The 23836-nt window shown below is 63.8% G+C and carries 21 protein-coding genes; 11 read left to right on the top strand and 10 right to left on the bottom strand.

All coding sequences use genetic code 11. From position 1 onward, the window contains the following. On the top strand, positions 1-678 hold a 678-nt coding region (locus VFW93_RS03760), incomplete at its 5' end, for a fatty acid desaturase family protein (protein ID WP_329692651.1). Positions 679-760: 82 nt separating this feature from the next. Here VFW93_RS03760 and glk read toward each other — a convergent pair. Beyond that, positions 761-1726 carry a glucokinase gene (gene glk, locus VFW93_RS03755; protein ID WP_329692650.1) on the bottom strand — a complete coding sequence of 322 codons (966 nt, stop codon included), beginning with the start codon at positions 1724-1726 and terminating at the stop codon, positions 761-763. Further along, the gene (gene pgl / locus VFW93_RS03750; protein WP_329692649.1) at positions 1716-2450 is read right to left on the bottom strand and encodes a 6-phosphogluconolactonase; all 735 of its coding nucleotides are present in this window, start codon (positions 2448-2450) and stop codon (positions 1716-1718) included. The genes glk and pgl overlap by 11 nt, the downstream gene beginning before the upstream one ends. Positions 2451-2529: 79 nt before the next feature. On the opposite strand from pgl, the gene edd reads away from it, so the two are divergent. Next, positions 2530-4380: a phosphogluconate dehydratase gene (gene edd, locus VFW93_RS03745; protein WP_329692648.1), complete on the top strand. Its 1851-nt coding sequence runs from the start codon at positions 2530-2532 to the stop codon at positions 4378-4380. 9 nt (positions 4381-4389) lie between these two features. Then, positions 4390-5031, top strand: coding sequence for a bifunctional 4-hydroxy-2-oxoglutarate aldolase/2-dehydro-3-deoxy-phosphogluconate aldolase (eda, locus tag VFW93_RS03740; RefSeq protein WP_329692647.1), 642 nt, complete (start codon positions 4390-4392; stop codon positions 5029-5031). On the opposite strand, the gene VFW93_RS03735 is transcribed toward eda, so the two are convergent. Further along, on the bottom strand, positions 5022-5900 hold the full coding sequence (locus VFW93_RS03735; protein ID WP_329692646.1) for a lysophospholipase: 879 nt from the start codon (positions 5898-5900) through the stop codon (positions 5022-5024). The two genes, eda and VFW93_RS03735, sit on opposite strands and share 10 nt — an antisense overlap. Positions 5901-6223: 323 nt before the next feature. On the opposite strand from VFW93_RS03735, the gene VFW93_RS03730 reads away from it, so the two are divergent. From VFW93_RS03730 to VFW93_RS03700, 7 genes are all read left to right on the top strand, one after another. Then, the gene (locus VFW93_RS03730; RefSeq protein ID WP_329692645.1) at positions 6224-7003 is read left to right on the top strand and encodes a hypothetical protein; all 780 of its coding nucleotides are present in this window, start codon (positions 6224-6226) and stop codon (positions 7001-7003) included. After that, a complete protein-coding gene (locus VFW93_RS03725; protein WP_329692644.1) occupies positions 7004-8095 on the top strand; it encodes a helix-turn-helix transcriptional regulator in 1092 nt (363 codons plus the stop codon). 314 nt (positions 8096-8409) lie between these two features. Beyond that, positions 8410-9651, top strand: coding sequence for an efflux RND transporter periplasmic adaptor subunit (locus tag VFW93_RS03720; protein WP_329692643.1), 1242 nt, complete (start codon positions 8410-8412; stop codon positions 9649-9651). Between the two features lie 17 nt (positions 9652-9668). After that, positions 9669-10385 carry an ABC transporter ATP-binding protein gene (locus tag VFW93_RS03715; RefSeq protein ID WP_329692642.1) on the top strand — a complete coding sequence of 239 codons (717 nt, stop codon included), beginning with the start codon at positions 9669-9671 and terminating at the stop codon, positions 10383-10385. A gap of 23 nt (positions 10386-10408) precedes the next feature. Beyond that, positions 10409-11569 (top strand): ABC transporter permease, encoded by a 1161-nt coding sequence (locus VFW93_RS03710; protein ID WP_329692641.1) that lies wholly within the window; start codon positions 10409-10411, stop codon positions 11567-11569. A 16-nt stretch (positions 11570-11585) separates the two neighbouring features. Further along, complete coding sequence (locus tag VFW93_RS03705; protein ID WP_329692640.1) at positions 11586-12755, top strand: ABC transporter permease; 1170 nt, start codon at positions 11586-11588, stop codon at positions 12753-12755. A gap of 25 nt (positions 12756-12780) precedes the next feature. Then, positions 12781-14265, top strand: a complete 1485-nt coding sequence (locus tag VFW93_RS03700; protein WP_329692639.1) for an alpha/beta hydrolase domain-containing protein — start codon at positions 12781-12783, stop codon at positions 14263-14265. 16 nt (positions 14266-14281) lie between these two features. Here the strand turns inward: VFW93_RS03700 and VFW93_RS03695 are convergent, their stop codons facing one another. Then, positions 14282-15610, bottom strand: a complete 1329-nt coding sequence (locus tag VFW93_RS03695) for an acyltransferase (protein WP_329692638.1) — start codon at positions 15608-15610, stop codon at positions 14282-14284. A gap of 238 nt (positions 15611-15848) precedes the next feature. Between VFW93_RS03695 and VFW93_RS03690 the strand changes: the two genes are divergently transcribed. Next, positions 15849-17600 (top strand): hypothetical protein, encoded by a 1752-nt coding sequence (locus VFW93_RS03690; RefSeq protein ID WP_329692637.1) that lies wholly within the window; start codon positions 15849-15851, stop codon positions 17598-17600. A 136-nt stretch (positions 17601-17736) separates the two neighbouring features. Here the strand turns inward: VFW93_RS03690 and VFW93_RS03685 are convergent, their stop codons facing one another. The 6 genes from VFW93_RS03685 to VFW93_RS03660 form a co-directional block, all read right to left on the bottom strand. After that, positions 17737-18339, bottom strand: coding sequence for an isoprenylcysteine carboxylmethyltransferase family protein (locus tag VFW93_RS03685; RefSeq protein ID WP_329692636.1), 603 nt, complete (start codon positions 18337-18339; stop codon positions 17737-17739). Between the two features lie 104 nt (positions 18340-18443). Next, positions 18444-21137 carry a carboxypeptidase-like regulatory domain-containing protein gene (locus tag VFW93_RS03680; protein WP_329692635.1) on the bottom strand — a complete coding sequence of 898 codons (2694 nt, stop codon included), beginning with the start codon at positions 21135-21137 and terminating at the stop codon, positions 18444-18446. A 67-nt stretch (positions 21138-21204) separates the two neighbouring features. After that, positions 21205-22056 carry a molecular chaperone gene (locus tag VFW93_RS03675; RefSeq protein WP_329692634.1) on the bottom strand — a complete coding sequence of 284 codons (852 nt, stop codon included), beginning with the start codon at positions 22054-22056 and terminating at the stop codon, positions 21205-21207. Between the two features lie 37 nt (positions 22057-22093). Beyond that, positions 22094-22486 carry a DUF4402 domain-containing protein gene (locus VFW93_RS03670; protein ID WP_329692633.1) on the bottom strand — a complete coding sequence of 131 codons (393 nt, stop codon included), beginning with the start codon at positions 22484-22486 and terminating at the stop codon, positions 22094-22096. A gap of 114 nt (positions 22487-22600) precedes the next feature. Further along, positions 22601-22939, bottom strand: coding sequence for a hypothetical protein (locus VFW93_RS03665; RefSeq protein WP_329692632.1), 339 nt, complete (start codon positions 22937-22939; stop codon positions 22601-22603). 166 nt (positions 22940-23105) lie between these two features. Then, on the bottom strand, positions 23106-23648 hold the full coding sequence (locus VFW93_RS03660) for a DUF4402 domain-containing protein (RefSeq protein WP_329692631.1): 543 nt from the start codon (positions 23646-23648) through the stop codon (positions 23106-23108). Positions 23649-23836: the final 188 nt, after the last annotated feature.

Raw genomic sequence — 23836 nt, 5'->3', positions numbered from 1 at the left:
GTGCTGCGCCTGTTCCCCGAGCAACCCTGGTCGCCCGGCCGTCTGGGCCAGCCGCTGTACGCCATCATCTTTGCAGCCTTGTTCCAATGGGGCGTGGCCGTGCAGGATCTGCGTCTGGGCCGCTGGTTCAAGGGCCGCATCACCGGCAAACAACTGGGCAAGCAGGCTGCGCCCACATTGCGCAAGATGCGCCGTCAACTCCTCAAGGACTACGTGATCTTCCCGCTGCTGGCGGGCCCTGGCTTCCTGACGGTGTTCACCGGCAACCTGATCGCCAACCTGATCCGCAATGTGTGGACCTACACGGTGATCTTCTGCGGCCACTTCACCACCGATGTGGAGACCTTCCCCAAGAGCGTGCTGAAGAACGAGACCCGTGCCCACTGGTACCTGCGCCAGGTGCGTGGCTCGTCCAACCTGTCGGGTGGTTTCCTGCTCAATGTGATGACGGGCAACCTGAGCCACCAGATCGAGCACCACCTCTTCCCTGATGTGCCCGCCAACCGTTATGCCGAGATGGCCGTGCAGGTGCGCGAGATCTGTGCGCGTTATGGCCAGTACTACAACACCGGCTCGATGACGAAGCAGTTTGCCCAGGTGCTGTGGCGCATCCTGCGGCACTCTTTCCCCAGCAGCCCCGCCAAGCTGGCAGAGCCCAGCCTGCAGACCAACAAGTAATCAAGCCACCGAAGCTGTCATCACCGCCAACCCCGCCCTTCGTGGCGGGGTTGGCTTTTGGGGCGCTTGCGACGTGATGGACTCAAGCCTGCGCCGCACCAATCAAGGCGGGATATGGCGTATGGATCACGAACACGGGAATGCGGGAAAGGTAGCCGGTATAGCGCCCCTTGGCGTCAAAGCGCGCCCTGAACCCTGAGCGCACAAAGAAGTCACCCAGCCGGGGGACGATGCCGCCGCCGATGTACAAGCCGCCCTGCGCCCCCAGTGACACGGCCAGGTTGGAGGCCACCGTGCCCATGAACAGGCAGAAGCTGTTCAGCGCCGCCGCGCACAAGGGGCATTGCGCGGACAAGCCTCGTGCGGTGACGTCGGCCGGCGTCAGCACCGCAGCGTCGACGCCAGCCATCTGCGCATGCGCCTCGTACAACACCACCAGGCCGGAGCCCGACAACACCCGCTCGGCCGACACATGGCCAAATCTGGCGCGCAACACGGCAATGAGGCGCTCCTCGTGATCATCCGAGGCAGGCAGCGTCACATGCCCACCTTCCCCGCCAATCGGCGACCACTGACCATGCAGATTGGGCACCAGCCCGGATACACCCAGCCCGGTACCTGCGCCGATCACACCCATGGTCATCCCCGGCGCAGGGGGCTCGCCGCCAATCTGCACCAGTTCTGTGGATGGCAGATGCGGCAAGGCCAGCGCCAGCACCGTGAAGTCATTGAGCACGCGCAGGCGCGTCAGCCCCAGTGCCTGCCGCAAGCCCTCGATGGAAAAGCCCCAGGGTGCGTTGAAGAGCTGGAGGTGATCGCCCAGCACCGGCCCCGCCGCACCAAGGCAGCCGGTTCGGGGCCTCTTGGGGCCCGCGCTCGCCCCCACCTGCGCCAGATAGTGTTCGATGGCCTCCACCGCCCCGGCATGGTCCCGCAAGGTCAGGTTGAGGATGTGGCTGATCTCGGAGTCGGGCGACAACTTCAGAGCCAGGCGCACATTGGTGCCGCCAATGTCGCCCAACAGCTTGGGATAGTCCTCAGTCTGCATGGAAGACCTCACAAGGCACACGGGCCTGATGCAGGGCAAGTCGAACCGGCCACTGGGCCACCGGCCCGCTCTGGAGCGCTTGCTGCAACAGATCCCATTTGGCGGCACCGGTCACATGCAGCAACACACAACGGGCATCGAGCAAAGCTCGGGCAGTCAGGGTCAGACGGGGCACCGGCACATTGGGCAAGGCGGGTGCGGCCACCGGCAGGCACCGGGGTGTCGCCTGGCTGAAGGCTTCGGCCTCCAGGCCAGCCAGCGCCTTAGGCAGCTCGGGCGCATGCGGGAACAAGGAAGCCGTGTGCCCATCTCCGCCCATGCCCAGCACCACCACCTCGGCCGACCACGGCAAGGCGGCCAACTGCAGCTCGATGTCGGCCTGGCCATCCTGCGGCGTGGCGGCACCGTTGTACAAAGGCACAAACCGGGCGCGTGCGGCCTCGCCTTGCAGCAAATGCGCGGCCACCAGCCTCGCATTGCTGTCTGCGTGATCGGGCGGCAACCAGCGCTCGTCCGCCAGGGTGATCACCACACGCGACCAGTCCAGCTCACAACGCGCCAGGGCCTCGAAAAATGGCACGGGCGTGCTGCCGCCGGACACCACCAGCAAGGCCTGCCCTCGTTCGCGCAAGCCCTCCCGCAGCCTGTGGGCCACGAATTCGGCCACATCCTGAGCCAGCGCCTGGGCCGAGGGAGCGTGATGGAAATGGATCAAAGGGGTCATCTCGCTTGTTCAATGCCGCTGCATCATCAATCAGGCCATGATAATGACCTGATCGACTCACATGGTCTGGATCCCCGCGATGCCCACGCCTTCTACGCCGCCCGTTCTGCATCCCGCACTGCTGGCCATCACCGCACGCATCCGCGAACGCAGTGCCGCCACACGCCAGGCTTATCTGGCGCGCATTGATGCGGCAGGCCGCGCAGGCCCTGTCGAGCGCTCGCAACTGGGGTGCACCAACCTCGCCCACGCCTACGCTGCGGCCCCGGCACAGGACAAGATCTGGCTGCGCGCCCAGCATGCGCCCAATATCGCCATCGTGTCGGCCTACAACGACATGCTCTCGGCCCACCAGCCGCTGCAGGTCTATCCGGAGTGGATCAAGCAGGCCGCGCGTGAGGTGGGCGCCACTGCACAGTTCGCGGGCGGCGTGCCGGCCATGTGTGACGGTGTCACGCAGGGCAAGCCCGGCATGGAGTTGTCGCTGTTCTCGCGCGACGTGATCGCCATGGCCACCGGGGTGGCGCTCTCGCACAATATGTTTGACGCCACGCTGTGCCTGGGCGTGTGCGACAAGATCGTGCCCGGCCTGCTGATTGGTGCCCTGAGCTTCGGCCACCTGCCCACGATCTTCGTGCCTGCGGGGCCCATGCCTTCCGGCCTGAGCAACGATGACAAGGCCAAGGTGCGCCAACGCTTTGCTGCCGGTGAAATCGGGCAGGAGGCGCTGCTGGAGGCCGAAGAAAAGGCCTATCACACTGCGGGCACCTGCACCTTCTACGGCACGGCCAACAGCAACCAGATGCTGATGGAGATCATGGGCCTGCACCTGCCGGGTTCAGCCTTCGTGCAGCCTGGCACGCCGCTGCGCGAAGCCCTGACCCGCGAAGCGGCACGGCGCGTGGCCCAGCTCACGCGGCACGGCAGCCAGTTCACACCCGTGGGCCACGTGATCGACGAGCGCGCCATCGTCAATGGCCTGGTGGGCCTGCTGGCCACGGGCGGCTCCACCAACCACACCCTGCACCTGGTGGCCATGGCCCGCACCGCCGGCATCATCATCAACTGGGATGACTTCGATGCGCTGTCGGCCGTGGTGCCACTGCTGGCCCGCGTCTACCCCAACGGCAGCGCCGACGTGAACCAGTTCCATGCGGCAGGCGGCATGGCCTTCCTCATCCGGGAGTTGCTGGAAGGCGGCTTGCTGCACCCCGATGTGCAAACCGTGGCAGGCCCCGAGGGCCTGTGGCACTACACCCGGCAACCCGTTCTGGCCCAAGGCCGCTTGAGCTGGCAGGACGTGCCCCGCGCCAGCGGCGACACCAGCATCGTGGCCACCATGGCCCAGCCCTTCTCGGCAGACGGCGGGCTCAAGGTGCTGCAAGGCAATCTGGGGCGTGCCGTGATCAAGGTGTCGGCTGTCAAGCCGGCCAACCGTGTGGTGCAGGCGCCCGCCGTGATCTTCAATGCCCAGGAAGAGCTCATCGCCGCCTACAAGCGTGGCGAGCTCAACCGGGACTTCGTGGCCGTGGTGCGCTTCCAGGGGCCACGCGCCAATGGCATGCCCGAGCTGCACTCGCTCACCCCCACCCTGGCCAATCTGCAGGATCAGGGCTACAAGGTGGCCCTGGTGACCGACGGTCGGATGTCCGGCGCCTCCGGCAAGGTGCCCGCAGCGATCCATGTGACACCCGAAGCGATGGCCGGCGGGCCCTTGGGCAAGGTCAGAGACGGCGACATCATCGAACTCGATGCCCTGCAGGGCGTGCTGCGCGCACTGGTACCCGATGCCGAGTGGCAAACGCGCGAACCGGCTCGCACCGATCTGAGCGCCAACCACCATGGCAGCGGCCGCGAGCTGTTCGGCGGCATGCGCCGCGTGGTCAGCGGCGCGGAACAAGGCGCCACCACTTTCGGCTTTGAAGACTGAGACACCTCCATGCCCAATCAGAATCCTGCCATCAAGCCCTTCATGAGCCTGGGGCCCGTGATCCCCGTGCTGGTGATCGACGATACCGACAAGGCCGTCCCCCTGGCCCGTGCACTGATTGCCGGCGGCATCAAGGTGCTGGAGATCACCCTGCGCACGCCCAACGCCCTGAGCGTGATCAGTGAGATCGCACGCCATGTGCCCGACGCCGTGCTGGCGGCGGGCACGGTGACCACACCGGAACAATGGGAGGCCTCGGCGCGCGCCGGCGCCCGTTTTGCGGTGTCCCCAGGCCTGACGCCCCGCCTGCTGGATGCGGCCGCACAAGCCCCCATCCCGCTGCTGCCCGGCGTGGCCACGGCCAGCGAGCTGATGACTGCCATGGATGCGGGCTTCGAGTGTTTCAAGTTCTTCCCGGCCCAGCAGGCTGGCGGCCTGGGCATGCTCAAGGCCCTGGGCGGCCCCTTTGCGCAGGCCTTGTTCTGCCCGACAGGCGGCATCACGCCCCAGACCGCGCCCGACTTTCTGGCCCTGCCCAACGTGGCCTGCGTGGGTGGCTCATGGCTGGCCCCGAGCGCCGCGCTGGCCTCGGGCGACTGGGCCGCCATCACGGCCCTGGCTCAGGCCGCCTCCAGCCTGCGTCAGGCTTGAAGCGCCTGATCGGCCAGGCTGTCAACAAAACGGTCATCCAGCCACAGGCGCAGGGCATGGAACACCTGCCCCTGGTCCGGCTCGTTGAGGATCTCGTGCGCCATGTGTTGAAAGCACTGTGACTGCACATGCGACGGCGTTCGATCAGCGAACTGCGCCGAGCCCTGCGGGCTGACGATCTGATCGGCACCCGCGTACATCAGCAAGGTCGGCTTGACCCACTGCTCTGCCAGGGCCCGCACATACTCACCACCTTCGACGATGAAACGGCCCAGGCGGCCGCTGATGCGATCGTGCACCAGCGGGTCATCCTTGTAGGCCTGCACCACGGCAGGATCACGGCAGATGGCCTTGGGGTCAAAGCCCGTTCGCACCAACACGTCCGGCAGCAGGCGCGCCAGGCTGGACATCAGCAACTTCTGCCCGATGTGCAGGTCCACGGCCAGCGCGGGGGAACTCAGAATCAGGCCATCTACGTCGGTGAAGCCGGCTGGCGAACGCGGCTCCAGCAAGTCGGCCACGTAGCAGGCTGCCACCAGCCCCCCCATGCTGTGTCCCAACAGTAGCAGCGGGCCTTCAGCTTGCTCGGCACGCACCGCAGCCACCACCGCAGCGAGGTCATGCACCAGGTCGTCATCGCGGCGCAAGGCGCCTTGGGCCCCCTCGGAGCGCCCATGCCCCCGATGGTCATAGCCTTCGACCGACCAGCCCCACCCGTTGAGCCGTGCCGCCACGTGCTCGTAGCGCCCGCTGTGCTCGGCAATGCCATGCACCAGCACCACCGTGCCGCGCGGCTGGGCCACAGGCCATCGGCGCCGCATCAGCCGCAGCCCATCTCTTGTCAGGATCGTTGGATTCAAGTTGTTCATCTCAGGGCAGCGTTCACGCTGTCACACAAAAAAGGTCTTCAAGCCATGCGTCCACAGTGAGAGCCAACATGTGGTGCATGAAACGCCCCGCAGAACTCGTATGCATGGCGCGTTTTCAACAATGTCTGTCGTGTCGCTTGATGCTCGGACTGGATGATGGCCAGAACGCGTTAAGCTGTCTTACCCGACCGTGCAGTGTTTTTGCGATGGCGCGCAAACCAAGGGAAAGGCCTGATGTGGCCTCGCACGGCACAGGGAAAACACGACATGACATCAGCGCGACAAGGCTGCACAGTCGCGCCGCAAAGAGAGAGGAATAAAAAATGAACACCTCATCAGCGGCCAGCCGTACCACGCCCGCATTCAAGATGCCCCGCCGTGGCTGGATGGCCGTCATGGCGGTCTTCTCTGCCACCGCAGTGACAACCCTGCTGCTGGCCTTGAGCAACGGCAACGACAGCGACACCGCCATGGCCAGCCACGGCACCAGCCGCCAGCGCCCCTTGTTTGCCGGCTGGATCAAACCCGGCACCACCGAGTTCGGGCAAGAGCAGGTCAACACTGGCGCCATCTCCACGCAACCACGATGGGTACTGGCCACCGAACCCAGCACCGACGAAGTCAAGGGCCTGCAATCTGCCCTGGCGGAGCACCCCGACAAGGCCCGTGAGCTGGATCGCCTGATCGACTACAGCCGCTTTCAGAAGCAGGTCGCCTTGTGGAACGAGCTGCAAAACGGCCCCATGAACAGCGAACGTGCCACACTGAGCCAGCATTTGCTGGAAGTGCTGCCGGCGCACTACAGCCGTGGCGAACTGATAGGGCCGCAGGCCTTGCTGATGGCGCAAGCCCTGGTCAAGGATCTGGAAACCAATCCACAACGACAGGACGCCCGCCTGGCCGACACCCGCTCGCAGCTGGCCAGACAAGCCCCCACCATCGAGCAGGATCAACTGACTGCGCAAAAGACCTTCGAGTCTTTCGAGCAGCAACAGCAACGCATCATGAACGAACAAAAGGGCACACACCAGCCTCTGGAAGCCCGGCTGGATGTAGCCCGTCACGCCCTGCTTGACGGCTCGACCAATACCAAGACGCCCTGAATGACGCCTCTGGCACGTGTGAGTACGCCACGGCCCCTGCCCGCCGAGCAGGCCAGCCTGTGCACTGTCCATCTGGGCTACTTGTTGATGCTGATCGACAGCCTGCGTCAGGATGGGGTGGATGTGGAAGCGGCTTTCGGAGCCGACTACCTGCGCGAATTGAGCGCACTCGACCCCAATACACGCAGACCGATCGAAGAATGGGAAGCCCTGGCAGACAAGGCCCAGGCCCATTGCCACCGGGATGTGGCGCTGTTGATGGCCGAGTTCGTCAAGCCATGGGACACCGGCCCCATCGGCTTCATCACCATGGCCAGTCACAACCTGCGCGAAGCGGCTGAATCCCTGGCGCAGTTCTACAACCTGCTCAACGATGTCTACATCCTGCAGGCCCAGCTGATCAACCAGCGGTTCGAGATCGCGATGGAGCCGCTGAGCACCCATCACTCGCCCTGCCTGGAGCGCCTGACCCTCGCCACGATCTGCTGGCATGCACGCTGGCTGTCGCGACGAGCGGATCTGCGCTTTGACGTGCACTTCGCCTTCCCGCAACCGGACGCCACACAGTTGAGCGCATTGCAGAAGACCTTCGGAGGCGAACTGCGCTTTGATACCGCGCGCTCCACCCTGCTGGGCCCGGCCGAGTACGAACTGCTGCCCGTGTCTCGTGGGGACCATGGCGTGCAGGAGACCTTGCGCGCCCAGTTGATGGCCGAGATGGCGGCCTTGCAGGACGCGTCAACCAGCTTCGTCCACAAGATTGAACGCATCATCCAGCCACGCCTGTCCACCGGCGAAGTCACGCTCGACGACATCGCGGCGGAAGCCGGGGTGTCCGTGCGCACCTTGCAGACGCGCCTGGAAGAAAGCGGCCTGAATTTCCGCACCCTGCTTGACCGTATGCGGCACGCCCAGGTGCTGATGTACATGGGTGACCTGGACATCTCCCTGATCGACATGGCCCACATGCTGGGCTTTGCCACGCAATCGAGTTTTCACCACGCCTTCAAACGCTGGACGGGCATGACACCAGGGGCCTACCGCAAGCAAAGACTCAAGGCAGGAATCAGCAACAAGGGGGCTGCGAATTGAGGACAAGCCACCATTCACATGGAGGGTGGCCCATGCAATCCCTTAGCTGGCGCGATCTGCATGTGACTTAGTCTTCAGGCACGCACAAACCAATCCGCGGGCTTGACGGCCCGGCCCTTGCGAGCAAGGCTCACAGACACAGTTTCACCCCGGCTGGGCCTGAGCCTGCCCGCCACGCTTGCCACGCCTATCACAGACCCAACCATCGACACACCCGGCAAACCCGTACAGCCCTTTGTTCGAGGGCCGGTACAACGCTTACCGTTAAAGGTTGCGGGACAGTGCAAAATCTCCATCTTTCGCCTTGTAACGCCATGACTGCAGATGTACCCGCCGCCGCTCAATCGGCCCTCTCCAAGCTCAAGATCGACAGAGGCACTCAGGCTTCGGCAAAAAAGAAAAAAAGCATCCTGCCCTGGGTGCTGATCGGCGCGGTGGCCGCCGCCGCGGCAGCCTACTTCCTGGTCCCTCGCACGGCCGATGTCAGCACCACCTCCGTGGTGATGAGCACGCCATCGCAGCAATATGTGCAACTGACCGCCTCGGGTTATGTGGTGGCGCAGCGTCGTTCGGCCGTGGCCTCGAAAGCATCGGGCCGCCTGATCGAACTCAATGTGCGTGAAGGCTCGCACGTCAAGAAGGATGACCTGATCGCGCGCCTGGACGCCAGCGACATCAAGGCCGGCATCCTGGGTGCCGAAGCCGCGGTGCATCAGGCCGAAGCCAACGTCAAGCAAAGCACGGTGCAGCTCATTCAGGCCCGAGCCGATCTGGCTCGCGCCCGCAGCCTGGAAGCCCAAGGCTTCGTCTCGCCACAAACGGTTGAGAACGCCCTGGCCAAGAACAAGGCCGCCTTCGCTGCCGTGGCCGCCGCTGAAGCCGCCATGGAACAGGCCAAGGCCCAGCTCAAGGCCCAGAAGGTCGCGCAGGACTACACCGAGATCCGCGCCCCGTTTGACGGCGTGGTGCTGGTCAAAAACGCCAACGTGGGCGACATCATCACCCCCATGTCCAGCGCCGCTGGTGCACAGGGTGCGGTCGTGACCATGGCTGACATGACCACGCTGGAAGTGGAAGCCGACGTATCCGAAGGCAACCTGTCCAAGACCAAGGTGGGCCAACCCGTTGAAGTCACCCTGGACGCGCTGCCGACCGCACGCTTTCGTGGCCATGTGGCCGGCATCGTGCCCACGGTGGACCGCGCCAAGGCCACGGTCATGACCAAGATCAAGTTCGACCAGCTCGACCCACGTGTGCTGCCTGAGATGAGCGCCAAGGTCAGCTTCCTGTCGCAGGACATCACCCCCGCCGATCAGGAGCCCGTGCTGGCCGTGACCAACTCCGCCATGGTCAGCCGTGACAGCGGCAACGTGGTCTACCGCATCAAGCCCGTGGAAGGCGGCGGCAACATCGTGGAAGAAGTGCCGGTGAAGGCCTTGCGCAAGCTGGGCGATCTGCGCGAGATCAGCGGCAACGTCAAGGCAGGCGAGAAGCTGGTGGCCACGCCCCCGGCCAGCCTGCGCAACGGCGCCCGCGTGAACCTCGGCACTCCCTGAACCAGCCCGCACCGACCATGAATGACACCGCAGGCGTGCGTGAGCCCGTCATCCGCATCGAGCACCTGAGCAAGACCTATTCACGTGGTGGCCAGCCCATCCCCGTGCTGATGGACATCAACCTGGAAGTGGGCCGCGCCGAGTTCGTCTCGCTCATGGGCCCGTCTGGCTCAGGCAAGAGCACCTTGCTCAACCTGATCGCCGGCATCGACCAGCCCACATCCGGGCGCATCTCCATCAACGGGGTGGACATCGCCACACTGGATGAAAGCGCCCTGGCAGACTGGCGTGCCGCCAACGTCGGCTTCATTTTCCAGTTCTACAACCTCATGCCCGTCCTGACGGCCTACGAGAACGTGGAACTCCCCCTGCTGCTCACCAACCTGAGCCGCAAGCAGCGCAAGCACCATGTGGAGGCCTGCCTGGCCATGGTGGGCCTGACCGAGCGCATGGACCACTACCCCAACGAGCTCTCGGGTGGGCAACAGCAGCGCGTGGCCATTGCCCGCGCCCTGGTGACCGACCCCACGCTGATCGTGGCCGACGAACCGACAGGTGACCTCGACCGCGCCACCGGCGAAGAAGTGCTCAAGCTGATGGACGAACTGCACCGCGACCTGGGCAAGACCATCGTGATGGTGACCCACGACCCCAAGGCCGCCTCGCGTGCCAGCCGCATGATCCACCTGGAAAAGGGCGTACTCGTTGATGATCCGGGCTCGGATCACCACTGAGCGCAGGCACGGGCAAGTAGTACATGTTCCTCTTCAAGTTACTGCTGAAGAACGCGTTTCGGCACAAGCTGCGCACGATGCTGACCATGGTCGGCCTGATCGTGGCGATCGCCGCCTTTGGCCTGCTGAGGACCATCGTCGACGCCTGGTACGCCGGTGTGGACGCCACCTCCAGCACGCGCCTGATCACGCGCAGCGCCATCTCGGTGGGCTACCCCCTGCCCTTGTATTACGCCGAACGCATCAAAAAGGTTGAAGGCGTCAATGGCGTCACCTGGGTCAACTGGTTTGGCGGCATCTACATCGACCGTCGCAACTTCTTTGCCCGTTTTGCCGTGGACGGGGCCAGCTACTTCCCGATGTACCCCGAGTACATCGTCAGCGACGACGAGAAGGCCGCCTTCATGGCAGATCGCCAGGGTGTCATCGTCGGCCGCAAGATTGCCCAGCGCTTTGGCTGGAAGGTGGGCGACTCGGTGCCCTTGAGCGGCACGATCTACCCCGGCAACTGGAACTTCAACATCCGCGGTATCTACCACGGCACCGATGCCCGCGTGGATGAAACGCTGATGCTGATGCATTGGGGCCTGCTGTCCGAGAACGTGCGCAAGCGCCTGGGCAATGCCACGGCCAACCAGGTGGGGCTGCTCATGGTCAGCATCAAGGACCCCAACCGCGCCTCGGCCATCTCGCAGGAAATCGACGCGCTCTTCCACAACTCCGTGGCCGAGACCCGCACCGAAACGGAAAAGTCCTTCCAGCTGGGCATCGTGTCGATGAGCCAGGCGGTGTTGATGGCCATCCGTGCGGTGAGCTTCGTCGTTGTGCTGATCATCATGGCCGTGATGGCCAACACCATGACCATGACGGCACGCGAACGTCTGGCCGAGTACGCCACCTTGAAGGCGCTGGGCTTTTCGCCAGCCTTCGTCGTCAAGCTGCTGTTTGGCGAGAGCCTGATGATCTCGGCGATTGGCGGCGCCATCGGCATCGCCCTGACCTTCCCGCTGGCCATGGGCTTTGTCAAACAGACGGGCAGCCTGTTCAAGGTGTTTGACGTGTCCAACCAGACCATGATGTACCAGGCGCTGGCCTCGCTGGTCGTGGGTCTCATTGCGGCGGCGTGGCCTGCCTGGAAGATGTCGCGCATCGACATCGTTCAAGGCCTGCGCCACTTCGCCTGATCAAGGACCGCCCAGCATGCGAGCGATTCCCCTGTCCTATGTGCTGCGCAACCTCTGGGTTCGGCGCGTCACCACCGTTCTGACCGCGGGCGGCATGGCCCTGGTCGTGTTCGTGTTTGCCACCGTGCTCATGATGACCGAAGGCATCAACGAGACCATGGTGGCCACGGGCCAGCCCGACAACGTGATGATCCTGCGCAAAGGCGCGGGCACCGAGATCAACTCGGCCATCGCACGCGACCAGGCCAGCGCCATCGAAGCCTTGCCCGGCATCGCCACCAACGGCGAGGGCAACAAGCTCCTGTCACGTGAAGTGGTCGTGCTCAACAACCTGCCCAAGCGCGACTCTGCCGACATGGCCAACGTGACGGTGCGAGGCTCGTCGGCCATCGGGGTGGCCCTGCGCCCGCAGATCCGCCTTGCTGAAGGTCGCATGTTCCGCCCCGGCACGTCAGAGATCATCGCCGGGCGCGCGGTCTCCAATGGCTTTGCCAACGTGTCGCTGGGGCAGGCCCTGCACTTCGCGGGGCGAGACTGGACCGTGGTCGGCATCTTCGACGCCAATCGCAGTGGCTTCGATTCGGAAATCTGGGGCGACGTGGATCAGGTCATGCAGGCATTCCGGCGCACGATCTACTCCAGCATGATCTTCAAGCTGCCCAATATCGAGGCCGTGAGCAACGTGAGAAAGGCCGTGGCGGACGACCCCCGCCTGCAGCTGGACATCAAGCTGGAGCAACGCTTCTACGCTGACCAGTCCGAGCAGATGACCAAGTTCATCCGCCTGCTGGGCATGTCGCTGTCGGTGATCTTTTCGATCGGGGCCATTGTGGGCGCCATGATCACCATGTTTGCCGCCGTGGCCTCGCGCATCGGCGAGATCGGCACCCTGCGCGCCCTGGGCTTCAGAAAGGAAGCCGTGCTGATCGCCTTCCTGGGCGAGTCACTTGGCCTGTCGCTGGTGGGCGGCCTCGTGGGCCTGGCAGGCGCCTCCATCATGCAGACGGTCAACATCTCCACGGTGAACTACGCGACCTTCTCGGAGATCGCCTTCCGGTTCCGCTTCACCTGGGAAGTGGCCGCGCAGACCATGGCTTTCTCGCTGCTGATGGGCGTGCTGGGCGGCTTCGTGCCCGCGTGGCGCGCTGCGCGTCTGAGCATCATCGAGTGCCTGCGCCAGGCCTGACCTTTCTCTCCTCGGGACACGCACCATGAGCCTGCGCTCAGCCTCCCGCCAGATCTGGCAAGCCGCCACTCGACCACTGGCTCGACCACTGACCCGACAGTTGGCTCTGGCCGGCCTGGTCAGCATCATCGGCCTGTCTTGGCTGCCCCCGGCCGCCGTGGCCCAAACAGGCAGCACGTCGGCGCAAGTAGCGGTGCTGCAGGCCATGCCCAAGCTCGCGGGCGCCCCTGCGACCAGCAGGCAAGCGCAGATGGCCGCGCTGGGCTATGTGGAACAAGAGCTGCTGATCAAGGGGCAATCGCAAGCCTTCGAGCCAGCCAGCGAATGGCGCAAGGATGGCATCTGGCCGCTCAAGGAACTGGGCACCCCTCAGCCCTTTGCCACCCGTGTGCTGGTGCGTCGCCCGCAGGATCCTGCGCGCTTCAACGGCACGGTGCTGGTGGAGTGGCTCAACACCTCGCTGGGCTTCGACCTGGATGGCGCCTGGGCCCTGACACGAGATGAACTCGTGCGCGATGGCTATGCCTGGGTTGGCGTCAGCGCCGAGGCCGCCAGCGTCGAGTCGCTCAAATCGGCCGATCCGGCTCGCTACGCGCCAACCAGCGTCGCGCACAGCGGCCACGCGTTCGACATCTTCACGCAAGCAGCCGAGCGCATCCGCCAGATGGCGCCTCAGTGGGGCACGGGCAGCACGCAACCGATCAAGGTACTGGCCCTGGGCTACTCGCAATCGGGCTCCTTCCTGATCACCTACATCAACGCTTTCCAACCCCGTACGCACGCCTTCAATGGCTTCTACGCCATGAGCACGGCGGCCGTCGGCATGAAGATCGAAGCAGACGGCGGGCGCATCTTCAACACCGCCTACCGCCCCGACCTGGAAGTGCCCGTGATGCAGGTCTCCAACGAGATGGAGGTGGTGGTGGGCTGGCAGCTGTCGAAGACGCCCGACACCGACAAGCTGCGCCACTGGGAAATGGCTGGCGCCACACACCTGGACCGGCACATGCAGGAGGAGGTCCTCGCGGCAGGCACCCATGCCAGCAGACTGGCGATGCCGAACTGCTGGAAGCCCTCGAACGTGCTGCCCACGCGCATGTTCAACCATGCCGCCTTGCATGCCTTGAACATCTGGGTGCGTCAGGGCACACCGCCACCCATCGCCCCCCGCATGACGCGCAGCAGCTGGGGCTTCCTGCAAGACGACGAACTGGGCAATGTCAAGGGTGGCCTGCGCATGCCCGAACTGGATGTACCCACGGCGCAATACGGCCTGTACAGCAACCTGCCTCGTAGCCCCATCAGCGCCTGGACAGCCTATGCCTGCATGGCCGGTGGCAGCGCCAACCCGCTGGATGCCAAGGTGCTGCGCGCCCGTTATCCCGACGAAGCCAGTTATGTGCAGGCCTACAAGCAGGCCGCCGACAAGCTGCTGGCAGCCGGCTTCCTGCTCCCGCAGGACCACGCCGTGCTGCTGAAACAGGCACAAGCCTTCAAGCTGCCCCGTTGAGCCTGGCGCCAGGCGCTCAGTTCACATCCACGCCATCGGCGATCAGGCGCGCACGCAGCGCCTTGAGCTCGCCCTTGCGCGCGCTCAGGTGCAGATCCACACCGCCATCCTTCTCAGGCGTCTGCACGACCAGCAGCATGCGGATCGTGGCGGGCAGCATCTCGAACCAGTCCGGGCAGCCGCTGCCCAGGTCGATGTCGTACATCGGCAGTTGCACGCAGTTGTTCAGGATCAAGCCAGCATTCAGCGTTTCGATCGAGGGCTTGAACATCATGCGCCATGCCGCGTTCTTCTGACGGTAGGTTTCCGTCAGCGCCAGCATCTTGTAGAGACTCTCCACACTCACCTGCTCGGGCGCGGGGCGGCACTGCTCGGCCAGCGCGCAAACGCCACCCTGCTCGATCGCCTGCTGGCTGTAACGCGCTTCCGCATAAGCCAGCGCGTTGCCGAAGTACTCGCGCGGTATGCCCAGCTGCTTGCGATAGCGCAGATCCAGCACCAGGCCGATGCTGCGCGTCACCCCGGCTGGCAAGAGTGGCGAAATCGCCTTCATCACATAGGCCGCCGCCAGCGAACCCGCGCTGACGCCTGCCGCATTGTTGACGCCAGGCTGGTTTGCTCCCTGTGCACGCCATTGCGCCACGGTCTCTGCGGGGATGCGAAACACCTCGCGCGACATGTCCGTGGCCACGCGCCAGCCGAAGCGGGCATACAAGCCCATCAGCCCGATGAGCGAAGGCACCTTCATCAGGTCGTAACTAGCCGCATCCACCGGCTTCCTGCCTGCTTCGATCAGGATCTGCCTGTCAAAGAAAGGCGTCTTGATCTCCATCCCCCTGCAGGCACGAGACCAGTCCAGCAGAAAGCCCCAGAAGCTGGCGCCGTCGAACAGGGAATGCGGCACATAGCAGCACAGCACCACGGCCTTGTCTTCGTACTGATGCAGGTTGACCTGCAGGAAGGGCGTGTCCTTGTTGACCATCTGCCAGGGCATCACCATCTTGACCAGGTCGTTGACGCGCTTGCCCAACGGGTTGTGCAAGCCATAGGGCATGGGCCCCTTGCAGTGGTGCACCCTGAAATCCACACCGGCGTCATTCGCGTCGGCGTACACCATGCCCTGCGCGTCGGTCTTGTAGCGCCCGGCAATGAGGGGGTAGTGCTTGAGCGTCTCCACCAGTGCGCGCTCGACCAGTTCCAGATCCAGCCCGTTCTTGTAGATCAGCACCAGTGGAAAATTGGCATGGGAATGGAACAGATCCAGCCCCGTCAGGTATTGCGGCGAGGCGGTCACGCCAGCGTGCAGGCGTTTGTTGATAACCAGGGTGGACCGCGATTTCGCCATGAAACTTCCGCAATGAGTCAAACAGGAATGAGGAATGCCGGGGCACGATTTTTCCAGAGCGCCCCGCCACGCCGTGAAGGGCTTTCCCACCCCCTGACTGCAGGAGTGACAGACAAGCCCACGGACGAATAAAGGTAAACTCGAATTGATTAACGCCCCACGCAAAGTAGAATAACTCCATTTTCCCGAGGTTTGGCTTGTGTGGGCAAGATTTCTGAATAGCCGCTGGTGTATCCCCATGGCGGCCCTGATCGGCATGCTGCTGGTCGCCCCGACCATCAATATGGGGCTGATGGGCGACGATTATCTGCACTGGTCCCTCCTGACCGGCATTGACACCAACAAACAGCCAGGCGCCATTTACGGGCTGTTTACTTTTGCCAATGGGGATCCGCATGCCAACCAGGCCATGATGGATTCGGGCAAATTGATCTGGTGGGCCTCCGAGAATCTGCGCATTTCCTTCTGGCGCCCGCTGGCAGAACTCAGCCAGCGCCTGGATTACATCCTGTGGCCCGACTCTCCCGTCATGATGCACGTGCACAACCTGCTGCTGTACGGGTTGATGATCCTGCTGATCGGCAAGCTGTTTCTGGCGCTCGACACCGACAGGCGGCAGGCCGGATTGGCGACCCTGCTCTTTGCCGGCAACATGCTGCACGTGTTTGCCGTGGCCTGGCTGGCCAGCCGCAACCAGATGCTGTGCGGCGTCCTCATGGCCCTGACTCTGCTGGCCTACCACCGCTGGCGCCAGGGGGCCACCCCACTGTACGGTCTGCTGGCCTGGGCGTGCCTGGCCCTGGGGCTGCTCAGCGCCGAAGCCGCCGTCCAGACCATGGGCTACCTGCTGGCCTACGCCCTCTTTCTGGAGCCTGATCGCCCCCTGCTCGAACGCGGCAAGGCCTTGCTGCCCTTCGTGTTGCTGGTGCTGGTCTGGAAGGCCACCCACGGCCACCTGGGGTATGGCAGCTTTGGCTCACCGGGTTATGTGGACCCCAGCGCCAATGCCGGCCGATTTGCCGGCCTGCTGATATTGCGCCTGCCTGTGTTGATGGCAGCGCAATGGCTCGGCATTTCATCCATGATGTTCGAGCAATTAGATCGCATCACCCAATATATATATGCCGGCTCGGCCACCGCCCTGCTCGCCGCACTGACATATGTGATTTACCGGCTGGGTGGATTCAAAACCGCGCTGGGTAAATTCTATGTTGCGGGATCTGTCATTTCCCTGATTCCTGCCTGTGCCGGTTATCCCTTTGATCGATTGACCGTCAATTCCGATATTGGCGCCAGCGGCATGCTGGCCATGGTCTGTTTGCTGGCCTGGCGGCAAAGCGATAGTTTCAAGGGCGGCACACGGGGATGGGTCAAATGGATTGCCTATATCGTCGGATTCATCCATCTGATTGTGTTCCCGGTGGGCAAACTGGCTTCATCGTTCATGATGAAGCCGCTGAATCAGGCCGGGGAAGATCTGGCGGCGCTGGCACTGCCGGATGCCTCCCGCACACAGCCTGAAGACTTCATCCTTCTCAACGCGCCGTCGGGCGAGGCGGTCTACTACTTCCCCATCACGCGCCTCTACCACGGCCGCGTCAACCCCGCCACCATGCGCGCCCTGGGGCCCAACAATCAGGCCATGACACTGACGCGCGTGGACGCGCAATCACTGCGCCTGACCGTCCCCACCGGCTACAAGGGCAGCATCACGCGCGACATCCGCCTGCAGCCCATCAAGGCTGGCGACACCATGCGCATGGGCGACATCGCCATCACGGTGGAAGACATCACGGCGGACAACATCCCCCGCACGGTGCTGTTCCGCTTCCCGGATTCAGTCGACAGCAGCCACTGGCGCTTCTTCGCGTGGGCGCAGGACGGCGTCAAGGCGCTGACACCCCCTGCGGTGGGCCAGTCGGTGAACATCGCGTCCTACGACCTCAGCAAGGCGGTGATGGACTACGTCAACAACAACAAGAAGAAGTGAAGCCTGGAACTCGGCAGGCCGGCAGGCCTTCCCTCCGCTCACCCATGAAAAAAGCCACCTCTCAAGGTGGCTTTTTTTCGACTGGATCGCCCTGAGCAGAAGGGCCATCCCGTGACGGCCCTCGCGCTACAGAAGATCAGTACACAAAGGGAATCAGGCGCTTGCGGCTCTTCTTGAACTGCTCATAAGCCTGGCCCAGGCCGCGCTCCAGCGCACGCTCTTCCACTTCGATGCGGTACACATAGATCGCAAACGAGCCCACCACCAGCAGGGCCAGTGCAGCCCAGTTGTGCAACGCCAGGCCCATGCCGGCCAGCGTCATCAAGGCGCCCAGGTAGGAAGGGTGGCGCACGAAACGATAAGGCCCCTGGTCGACCAGCTTGTGATCGCTGGCGATGGTCACGGTGTGGGTGAAGAACATGCCCAGCACGCGCCAGCAGTACATGCGCAGCAACATGCCGGCCACCAGCAGGCCGACGCCGCCGTAGAACATGCTCACTTGCCACTCGCTGGCCACCATCCATTGCGGCACCGTGGCCACGCAGAAGGCCCCCACCTGCAAGATGCTGGCACCAATGGAGATCACGAGCCCGGAGTATTTGTCGTCACCGGCGTGCCCGGCAGAACGGTCAGCCTTGCGCTTGTGCTGGATGGACTCCATGACATAAGCCCATACCAGGACGCTCCAGAAAACCGCAGCGTAAGGCAACTTGAAAACGAGAAGAGTGGAGAAATCCATGGCAACTACAGCATGTTTGATGTCATGCGTATTCTTTCAGAAGCCCCTTGTCAATCCGAGAGGACTTTCCCACCCCACGAAAGCGGGGTCGGCGGACTGATTTTTCAGCGTGGCAAGATCTGCAACTCGAAGTCCTGCCCGGAGAGAAACTCGCCGTCGGCCGGCACGTTCAGAGTCCGGGACAAGGCCCCTTTCAAGCCCAGTTTGGCCGCCTGATCTGGCGCAACGCGCAACACGGCACGTCCGGGCATGACCTGGTGCAGCAAGTAGTAGCCATCGGGTGAACTCCGGGTGGAAGCCAGCACCTCGCCATCCTCATTGACCAGTTCGATCCGCGCGTCGCCAATCCCCCTGCGCCGCCCCGTCTGGTCCTGCAGATACACGGTGCCCTCCACTTCCGCGGTGTAGACAACAGGCAAATCGACGGTCTGCACCAGGCCTGGTCGGGCCAGTATCCGCACGCCCTTGATGGCAGGCTTCCATTGCGGGTCTTCCAGTGTGCTGGCGTCCAGGGCAATGTCCGTGTACTGGCCCGGCGTCAGCCTGTCGATGTAAGCCTGGCCTGCCTTGTTGGTGCGAGCGGGGTGGCGGCCACCGGCACCGATCAGGAAGCCGGCATTGGGCACGGGCTCTTCACCGGCATCGCGCACGCCGTTCATGTTCTTGTCCACGAAAGCCAGGACAGATGCCGCTCCGGTGCCCGCCATGGGTTGGGCATCGGCAAACCAGACGCCCCCACGGGGATCACGCCCCAGGGCCGTGAACAGCTGAAGCCCCAGGACCAGCTCTCGTTTCGTGGAGTAGCCTGCGCTGATGGCCAGTGCAAAACCGCCAAAGCTCTTGCTCAGGCCAGCCGAGAACTGCGTGCTGCCAGCGACCGTGCTGTGCAACACACCGCCGTTGAGCCGGTAGCCGGACGACAGGCTGTGGTCCCCGGTGAGCGCCAGCGTCCGTACTGCCGCATCGGGCCGCACCGCATAGTCCACCTGCGCGTTCAAGCCGACATCGGCCACACGGCGACTCGCCTGCAGGCTGCCATCGGTGCTGTCCTTGCCTGCCGCACGTTGCCAGCGCAGGTTGTTGGAGACCGCACAACCCCACAGCACCGACGACAATCGCCCACCCACACCGACATTGCCTGGGCCTGATACCAGCACATCTCTGGCTGCTTCCAGGGCCACGGAAACAGGTGCCCCCTCGTCACGCTGCACCGAGCCCGTCATGCCCAGCTTGTCGCGGTATCGCAGCCTGTCGCGGTCGGGCTGGAACACCTCGCTGGCGAAACGGCTGTTATGTTGCTGGTGTTCAAACGCCATCGCCCATCGCCCCACCCGCGTCTTCAAGGCGGTATCGGTGATCAGGCCGCCGCCGGGCGATGTCGTCGCCTCGGCATGGACGATCACCCCATGGCTATAGGCGCGCAAGCCCCATTGCGTGAACGAGGCGCCTTCACCGGCGGGCCCGGAAGGACGCGAGACCAACCCGAGGTGGGCCGAGAGGGCTGGCGTCAACCCCAGATCGAACTGGCCGATGTGGCGTGCGCCCAGATCCGTCTGTTGACTGGCCAGCGAATAGAAGAACTCCCCCGGTTTGATGACGGCCTGGTCGAGCAGGAAGCTCTGCCGCTCCACACGCACCTGCCCGACCGGCCCGTTGAACACGAGGCGAAACTCATTGGGGCCGAATGACAAGGGCAGATCGTCAAAGGCATACCGCCCCTCCGCACCGGCAGGCTGATAGCCCACCAGCGCATCGTTGTAGTAGAGCGTCACGTCCCAGCCTGGCGGCAGATCACCGCGAATCGAGTGCCGGTCAAAGTTGCTCGGCTGCCCCAGGCCATGGTTGTCCACCACCACGCCCATGCCGCCCTGCCCGCTCATCAGCACATTGGGCACGCTGGGCATGACCACATGCCCCAACTCTACCGTTCTGGCCTTCATGGGGCCCAGCAACTGCCCGTCTGGATCATGGCGGGACAGATCCAGCCTCACCTCCGGCATCGGTTTGTCCTTCGAGGCCGACACGTAGGCTGCCGCCTCCATGCCCAGCAGGTCGCTGGTGATGTAAGCCGCATACGCCGTCTTGTATTGCGCCGAGTCTCGACCGAACCGGGCATCGCTGCCGAATGTCTGGTCCACGAAAGGTGCACGCAAGGCGGCGAACGGGCTGTCCTGCAAGGCAAAGCCATTGTCCTGAACGCGCGAGGCCCCGATGGCCCCAGGCGGCGCGCCCTGTTTCTCCCGCAACAAGCGAGACTGCATCGGCAGCCTGATCCTCGGCTTGATGCGCAACTGCAAGGTCGGCAGATCCACCTCGAAGTCGATCATCAGCCATTGCTTCAAGGCCTTCTGCGCCACATAGATGTCATCGCCGATGACCTGGGCCAGGCTCGCGTCGAAATGGTTTTCTCTACCCTGCACGTTGACGAGCGCGCGCCCCACATGCAGGCCAAACAACTGATCCTCCTTGACCAGAAAGCCGCTGGCGCTGCCTTCTTGCGCGTTGACCGTGATGGCCAGGGTCAGGAGGCGCGCCAGCTCGCCAAGCGGCAGCAGAAACCGATCGCCGTCCTGATAGGCCGTGAGGCTGTCGGACAGCAAATGCCCATCCAGCACGGCCTCGAGCACGACGATGTGGCTGTCGTCGAGAACCGGCGTGGCAAGGGTGTGCGTTTCCTGGGGCCCCACGCGAGCTGCTTGCGCCCGAGCTTCCTGGCCCATGGCGCCCGCGATCAGGCAGCAAAGGGCCAGGCACAGTTGGGCCAACAGGCGCGCCAGCCCCTGGCTCGGTGAAGCCATGGCCTGCAACAGATGGTTGGAAGGAGGAGGTGCCGCAGGGCAGCCATGCGCTGCCCGGGGCTCAGATTCAAGGCAGCGTCAGCGAGGACTCGGCCAGCAGGGCCCCACCCGCTTCAGCCCGTTCCCGATAGCTCACCTTCAAGGTGCCACCGCTGAGCACGGTGCCTTCCGGCACGGTGAACGGCATGCGCGCCTTGCGCAATGGGTTGGGCACATAGACCGCCACACCGGAGGCCTTGACCAGATCCTGCGAGATGCCCACCTTGGGCGTGAAGGTCACGCTGATGTCGCCGTACACGGAGCGGTTGCCCTCACGCAGGATGTCGAAGGACACGGCTGCGCCCTTGTCTGCGCCAACGGCCTGGAACGCCAGGTTACGCAAGGCCACCTGCGCCTGCGTGTCGCCATGGCGCACGATCACGGGGATCGACGCCCCCACCAGCGCGCTGAGCACCACGCCCACGCCACCGGCCTTGTCCTTGCCCAGCTCTTCCACGCTGTTGCTGCCGCTGGCATCGGCCACGCGATCAAACTGAAGGTGGGAGCGGTATTCACCCGGTGCCAGCTCGGCAGGTTTGCGCAACAGGATGCGCACGGTCTGCGCGCTGCCCGGCGCGATGGTGACCTGCCGGGGCGAATAGCGCAGCATGGATTCGGCAAACTGTTCACCAGGTCCAGGCTCGGTGATGACAATGAACTCGCCGGTTTCACCCATGCGGCGGTTGACCACACTGATGCGGTAGGTCTCGGGCGTCTTGCCCTGGTTGACCAGTTCGACCTGCGCCGAACGCTGGTCCTTTTCAAAAACCACACGGGTCGGGAACAACATGAGATCGGCCTTGGCGGGCAGTGAATGCAGGCACAGGAAGCCTGCGATGAGCCAATGGACCCACAGCCAAGGCGAGCGTGATGTAGACATGGCGTACTCCAATAGAACGACAGAGGAGAAAGAAGACTCACTGGTAGTTGACGATCACGCTGAAGGTGCCCGTGTAACTACCCCTTGCTTGTTGCGCGCCCACCGACAAGGTGGCGCCCACGTTGAACTGGCCGTTCCCGTTCTTTGACAGGATGTTCGTGCCATTGAGATTGCTGACGAATGTCCTGACCGTCATCGAATGCCCCGCGCCATCGCTCATGAGCACCGTGTTGTCTGCCGGCAGCGTGATGGCATAGACCGCATTGGCCTTGCCATGCACCGAAAACTGCGCCGGTGCGGCCACGTTGCTGCCTTGATTGAGCACAAAGGCACCGCCAGACTGCGCACGGCTGCCATCAGCGCCGACGGCGACCGTCCCCGCGCTGGTGGCCACGAAGGTGCCGAAGGACAGATTGCCCGTGTTGCTCACGTTCTGTGCAGCCGCATGCGTACAGCAGGATGCCGCACACAGCCCACACAGAAACCGGAGGCAAAGACAGACCCATCCTCTGCACGCAAGATGCAGAGAGCGTTTCATGACATGTCAGTTGTATTCGACCAGGACGTTGACCGTGTCGGAACTGGCTGGTGCATTCGGTGCCGCACGCAAAGGTGCAGCAGAGACAGCCACTGTCAAACCACCATCACGCAAGCTGCCATCCCCTGCCTTGGTGCTGAGCATCGCCGCTGCCAATACAGCCACAGCGGCGGGCTCGCTCAAACGAACAGGTTCGGCCCCTTTGGGCGCCTGGATCAATGCTGATTCCACATGAACCAGCACGGTCCCGGTCGACGCGTTCACCTCGGCGGGCAAACTCTCGACCACGCTGACCACTGGATCAGGCGCCAGGATGGTGGCACTGACGTTGGCCGTGGCGGCCATCGAAGCCGCCCTTGCCTGAACAAGCGCAAGCCCTTCGACTGCAGCCAGAACCAATCCCAATACGAAACCGAGGACACGGGCAAGCACACGGCTGGCTCGCGCCCTGCTGATTGCGCTCACGGCAGCCTTGGCCCTGAGGCCCTGGCGACGCAACGCCATCAGGTCGTCAGTTGTAGGACACGGTCACGTTGAAGGAACCGGTGTAGGTGCCCGGAACCTGGTTGTTGCCCACCACCAGGGTCGCGCCAACCTTCAGCGTGTCAGTGCCTGCGCCGGACAAGGTGCCGGTCGTACCAGGGTTGCTGACGAAGGCATTGACGGCCATCGTGTGGGAAGCACCATCGCTGATGGTCACGGCGCCGTCGCTGGGCAGCGTGATCGCGTAGGTGAAACCGGCTTCACCCGTCACGCCAAACACGGCGGATGCGGGATTGCCGGTGCTGCCGGGTGGCTGGGTCACGGTGGTCCCGGCGCCACTGATCGACACAACGTCGGCGGTACTGATAGCAACGTTGCCACCCACGGCGCCCACAGCCAGTTTGCCGAAGACCAGGTCAGAGGTCTTGGCAATTGCGATGGGGCTGACGATGGTGGCAGAGGCACTGGCCGAAGCCGTGCTGGTTTGAGCTGCAAAAGCGCTCATGCCCATCGTCGCGAGGCCGGATGCAACGGCCACGTGACGAGCGTACTTCTTGAAGGAAAACAACATGATGTGAGACTTTCTTGAAAAGGTTGAACACAGGCGTCTCGGGTCACCCTGCATCCGCCTGACTGGTCTTGCTATCAAAGACTGGTCTGGTCGGAGTGACCGTCAACTTGCCATCCAGGGCCTCCGGTACTGCTCGGATGGAAGCCTCAGGATGTCTGCGTGTTTTCGGACACGCATGCGTACAAGTT

It is taken from the genome of Aquabacterium sp. (assembly GCF_036279675.1).
Taxonomy (GTDB): Bacteria; Pseudomonadota; Gammaproteobacteria; order Burkholderiales; family Burkholderiaceae_C; genus Aquabacterium.
This window is presented reverse-complemented; position numbering and strand designations above follow the sequence as displayed.

Coding starts and splice junctions, on each gene's coding strand:
- glk (WP_329692650.1), bottom strand. CDS start 1,726: ATGCAGACTGAGGACTATCCCAAGCTGTTGGGCGACATTGGCGGCACC.
- pgl (WP_329692649.1), bottom strand. CDS start 2,450: ATGACCCCTTTGATCCATTTCCATCACGCTCCCTCGGCCCAGGCGCTG.
- edd (WP_329692648.1), top strand. CDS start 2,530: ATGCCCACGCCTTCTACGCCGCCCGTTCTGCATCCCGCACTGCTGGCC.
- eda (WP_329692647.1), top strand. CDS start 4,390: ATGCCCAATCAGAATCCTGCCATCAAGCCCTTCATGAGCCTGGGGCCC.
- VFW93_RS03735 (WP_329692646.1), bottom strand. CDS start 5,900: ATGAACAACTTGAATCCAACGATCCTGACAAGAGATGGGCTGCGGCTG.
- VFW93_RS03730 (WP_329692645.1), top strand. CDS start 6,224: ATGAACACCTCATCAGCGGCCAGCCGTACCACGCCCGCATTCAAGATG.
- VFW93_RS03725 (WP_329692644.1), top strand. CDS start 7,004: ATGACGCCTCTGGCACGTGTGAGTACGCCACGGCCCCTGCCCGCCGAG.
- VFW93_RS03720 (WP_329692643.1), top strand. CDS start 8,410: ATGACTGCAGATGTACCCGCCGCCGCTCAATCGGCCCTCTCCAAGCTC.
- VFW93_RS03715 (WP_329692642.1), top strand. CDS start 9,669: ATGAATGACACCGCAGGCGTGCGTGAGCCCGTCATCCGCATCGAGCAC.
- VFW93_RS03710 (WP_329692641.1), top strand. CDS start 10,409: ATGTTCCTCTTCAAGTTACTGCTGAAGAACGCGTTTCGGCACAAGCTG.
- VFW93_RS03705 (WP_329692640.1), top strand. CDS start 11,586: ATGCGAGCGATTCCCCTGTCCTATGTGCTGCGCAACCTCTGGGTTCGG.
- VFW93_RS03700 (WP_329692639.1), top strand. CDS start 12,781: ATGAGCCTGCGCTCAGCCTCCCGCCAGATCTGGCAAGCCGCCACTCGA.
- VFW93_RS03695 (WP_329692638.1), bottom strand. CDS start 15,610: ATGGCGAAATCGCGGTCCACCCTGGTTATCAACAAACGCCTGCACGCT.
- VFW93_RS03690 (WP_329692637.1), top strand. CDS start 15,849: ATGGCGGCCCTGATCGGCATGCTGCTGGTCGCCCCGACCATCAATATG.
- VFW93_RS03685 (WP_329692636.1), bottom strand. CDS start 18,339: ATGGATTTCTCCACTCTTCTCGTTTTCAAGTTGCCTTACGCTGCGGTT.
- VFW93_RS03680 (WP_329692635.1), bottom strand. CDS start 21,137: ATGGCTTCACCGAGCCAGGGGCTGGCGCGCCTGTTGGCCCAACTGTGC.
- VFW93_RS03675 (WP_329692634.1), bottom strand. CDS start 22,056: ATGTCTACATCACGCTCGCCTTGGCTGTGGGTCCATTGGCTCATCGCA.
- VFW93_RS03665 (WP_329692632.1), bottom strand. CDS start 22,939: ATGGCCGCCACGGCCAACGTCAGTGCCACCATCCTGGCGCCTGATCCA.
- VFW93_RS03660 (WP_329692631.1), bottom strand. CDS start 23,648: ATGTTGTTTTCCTTCAAGAAGTACGCTCGTCACGTGGCCGTTGCATCC.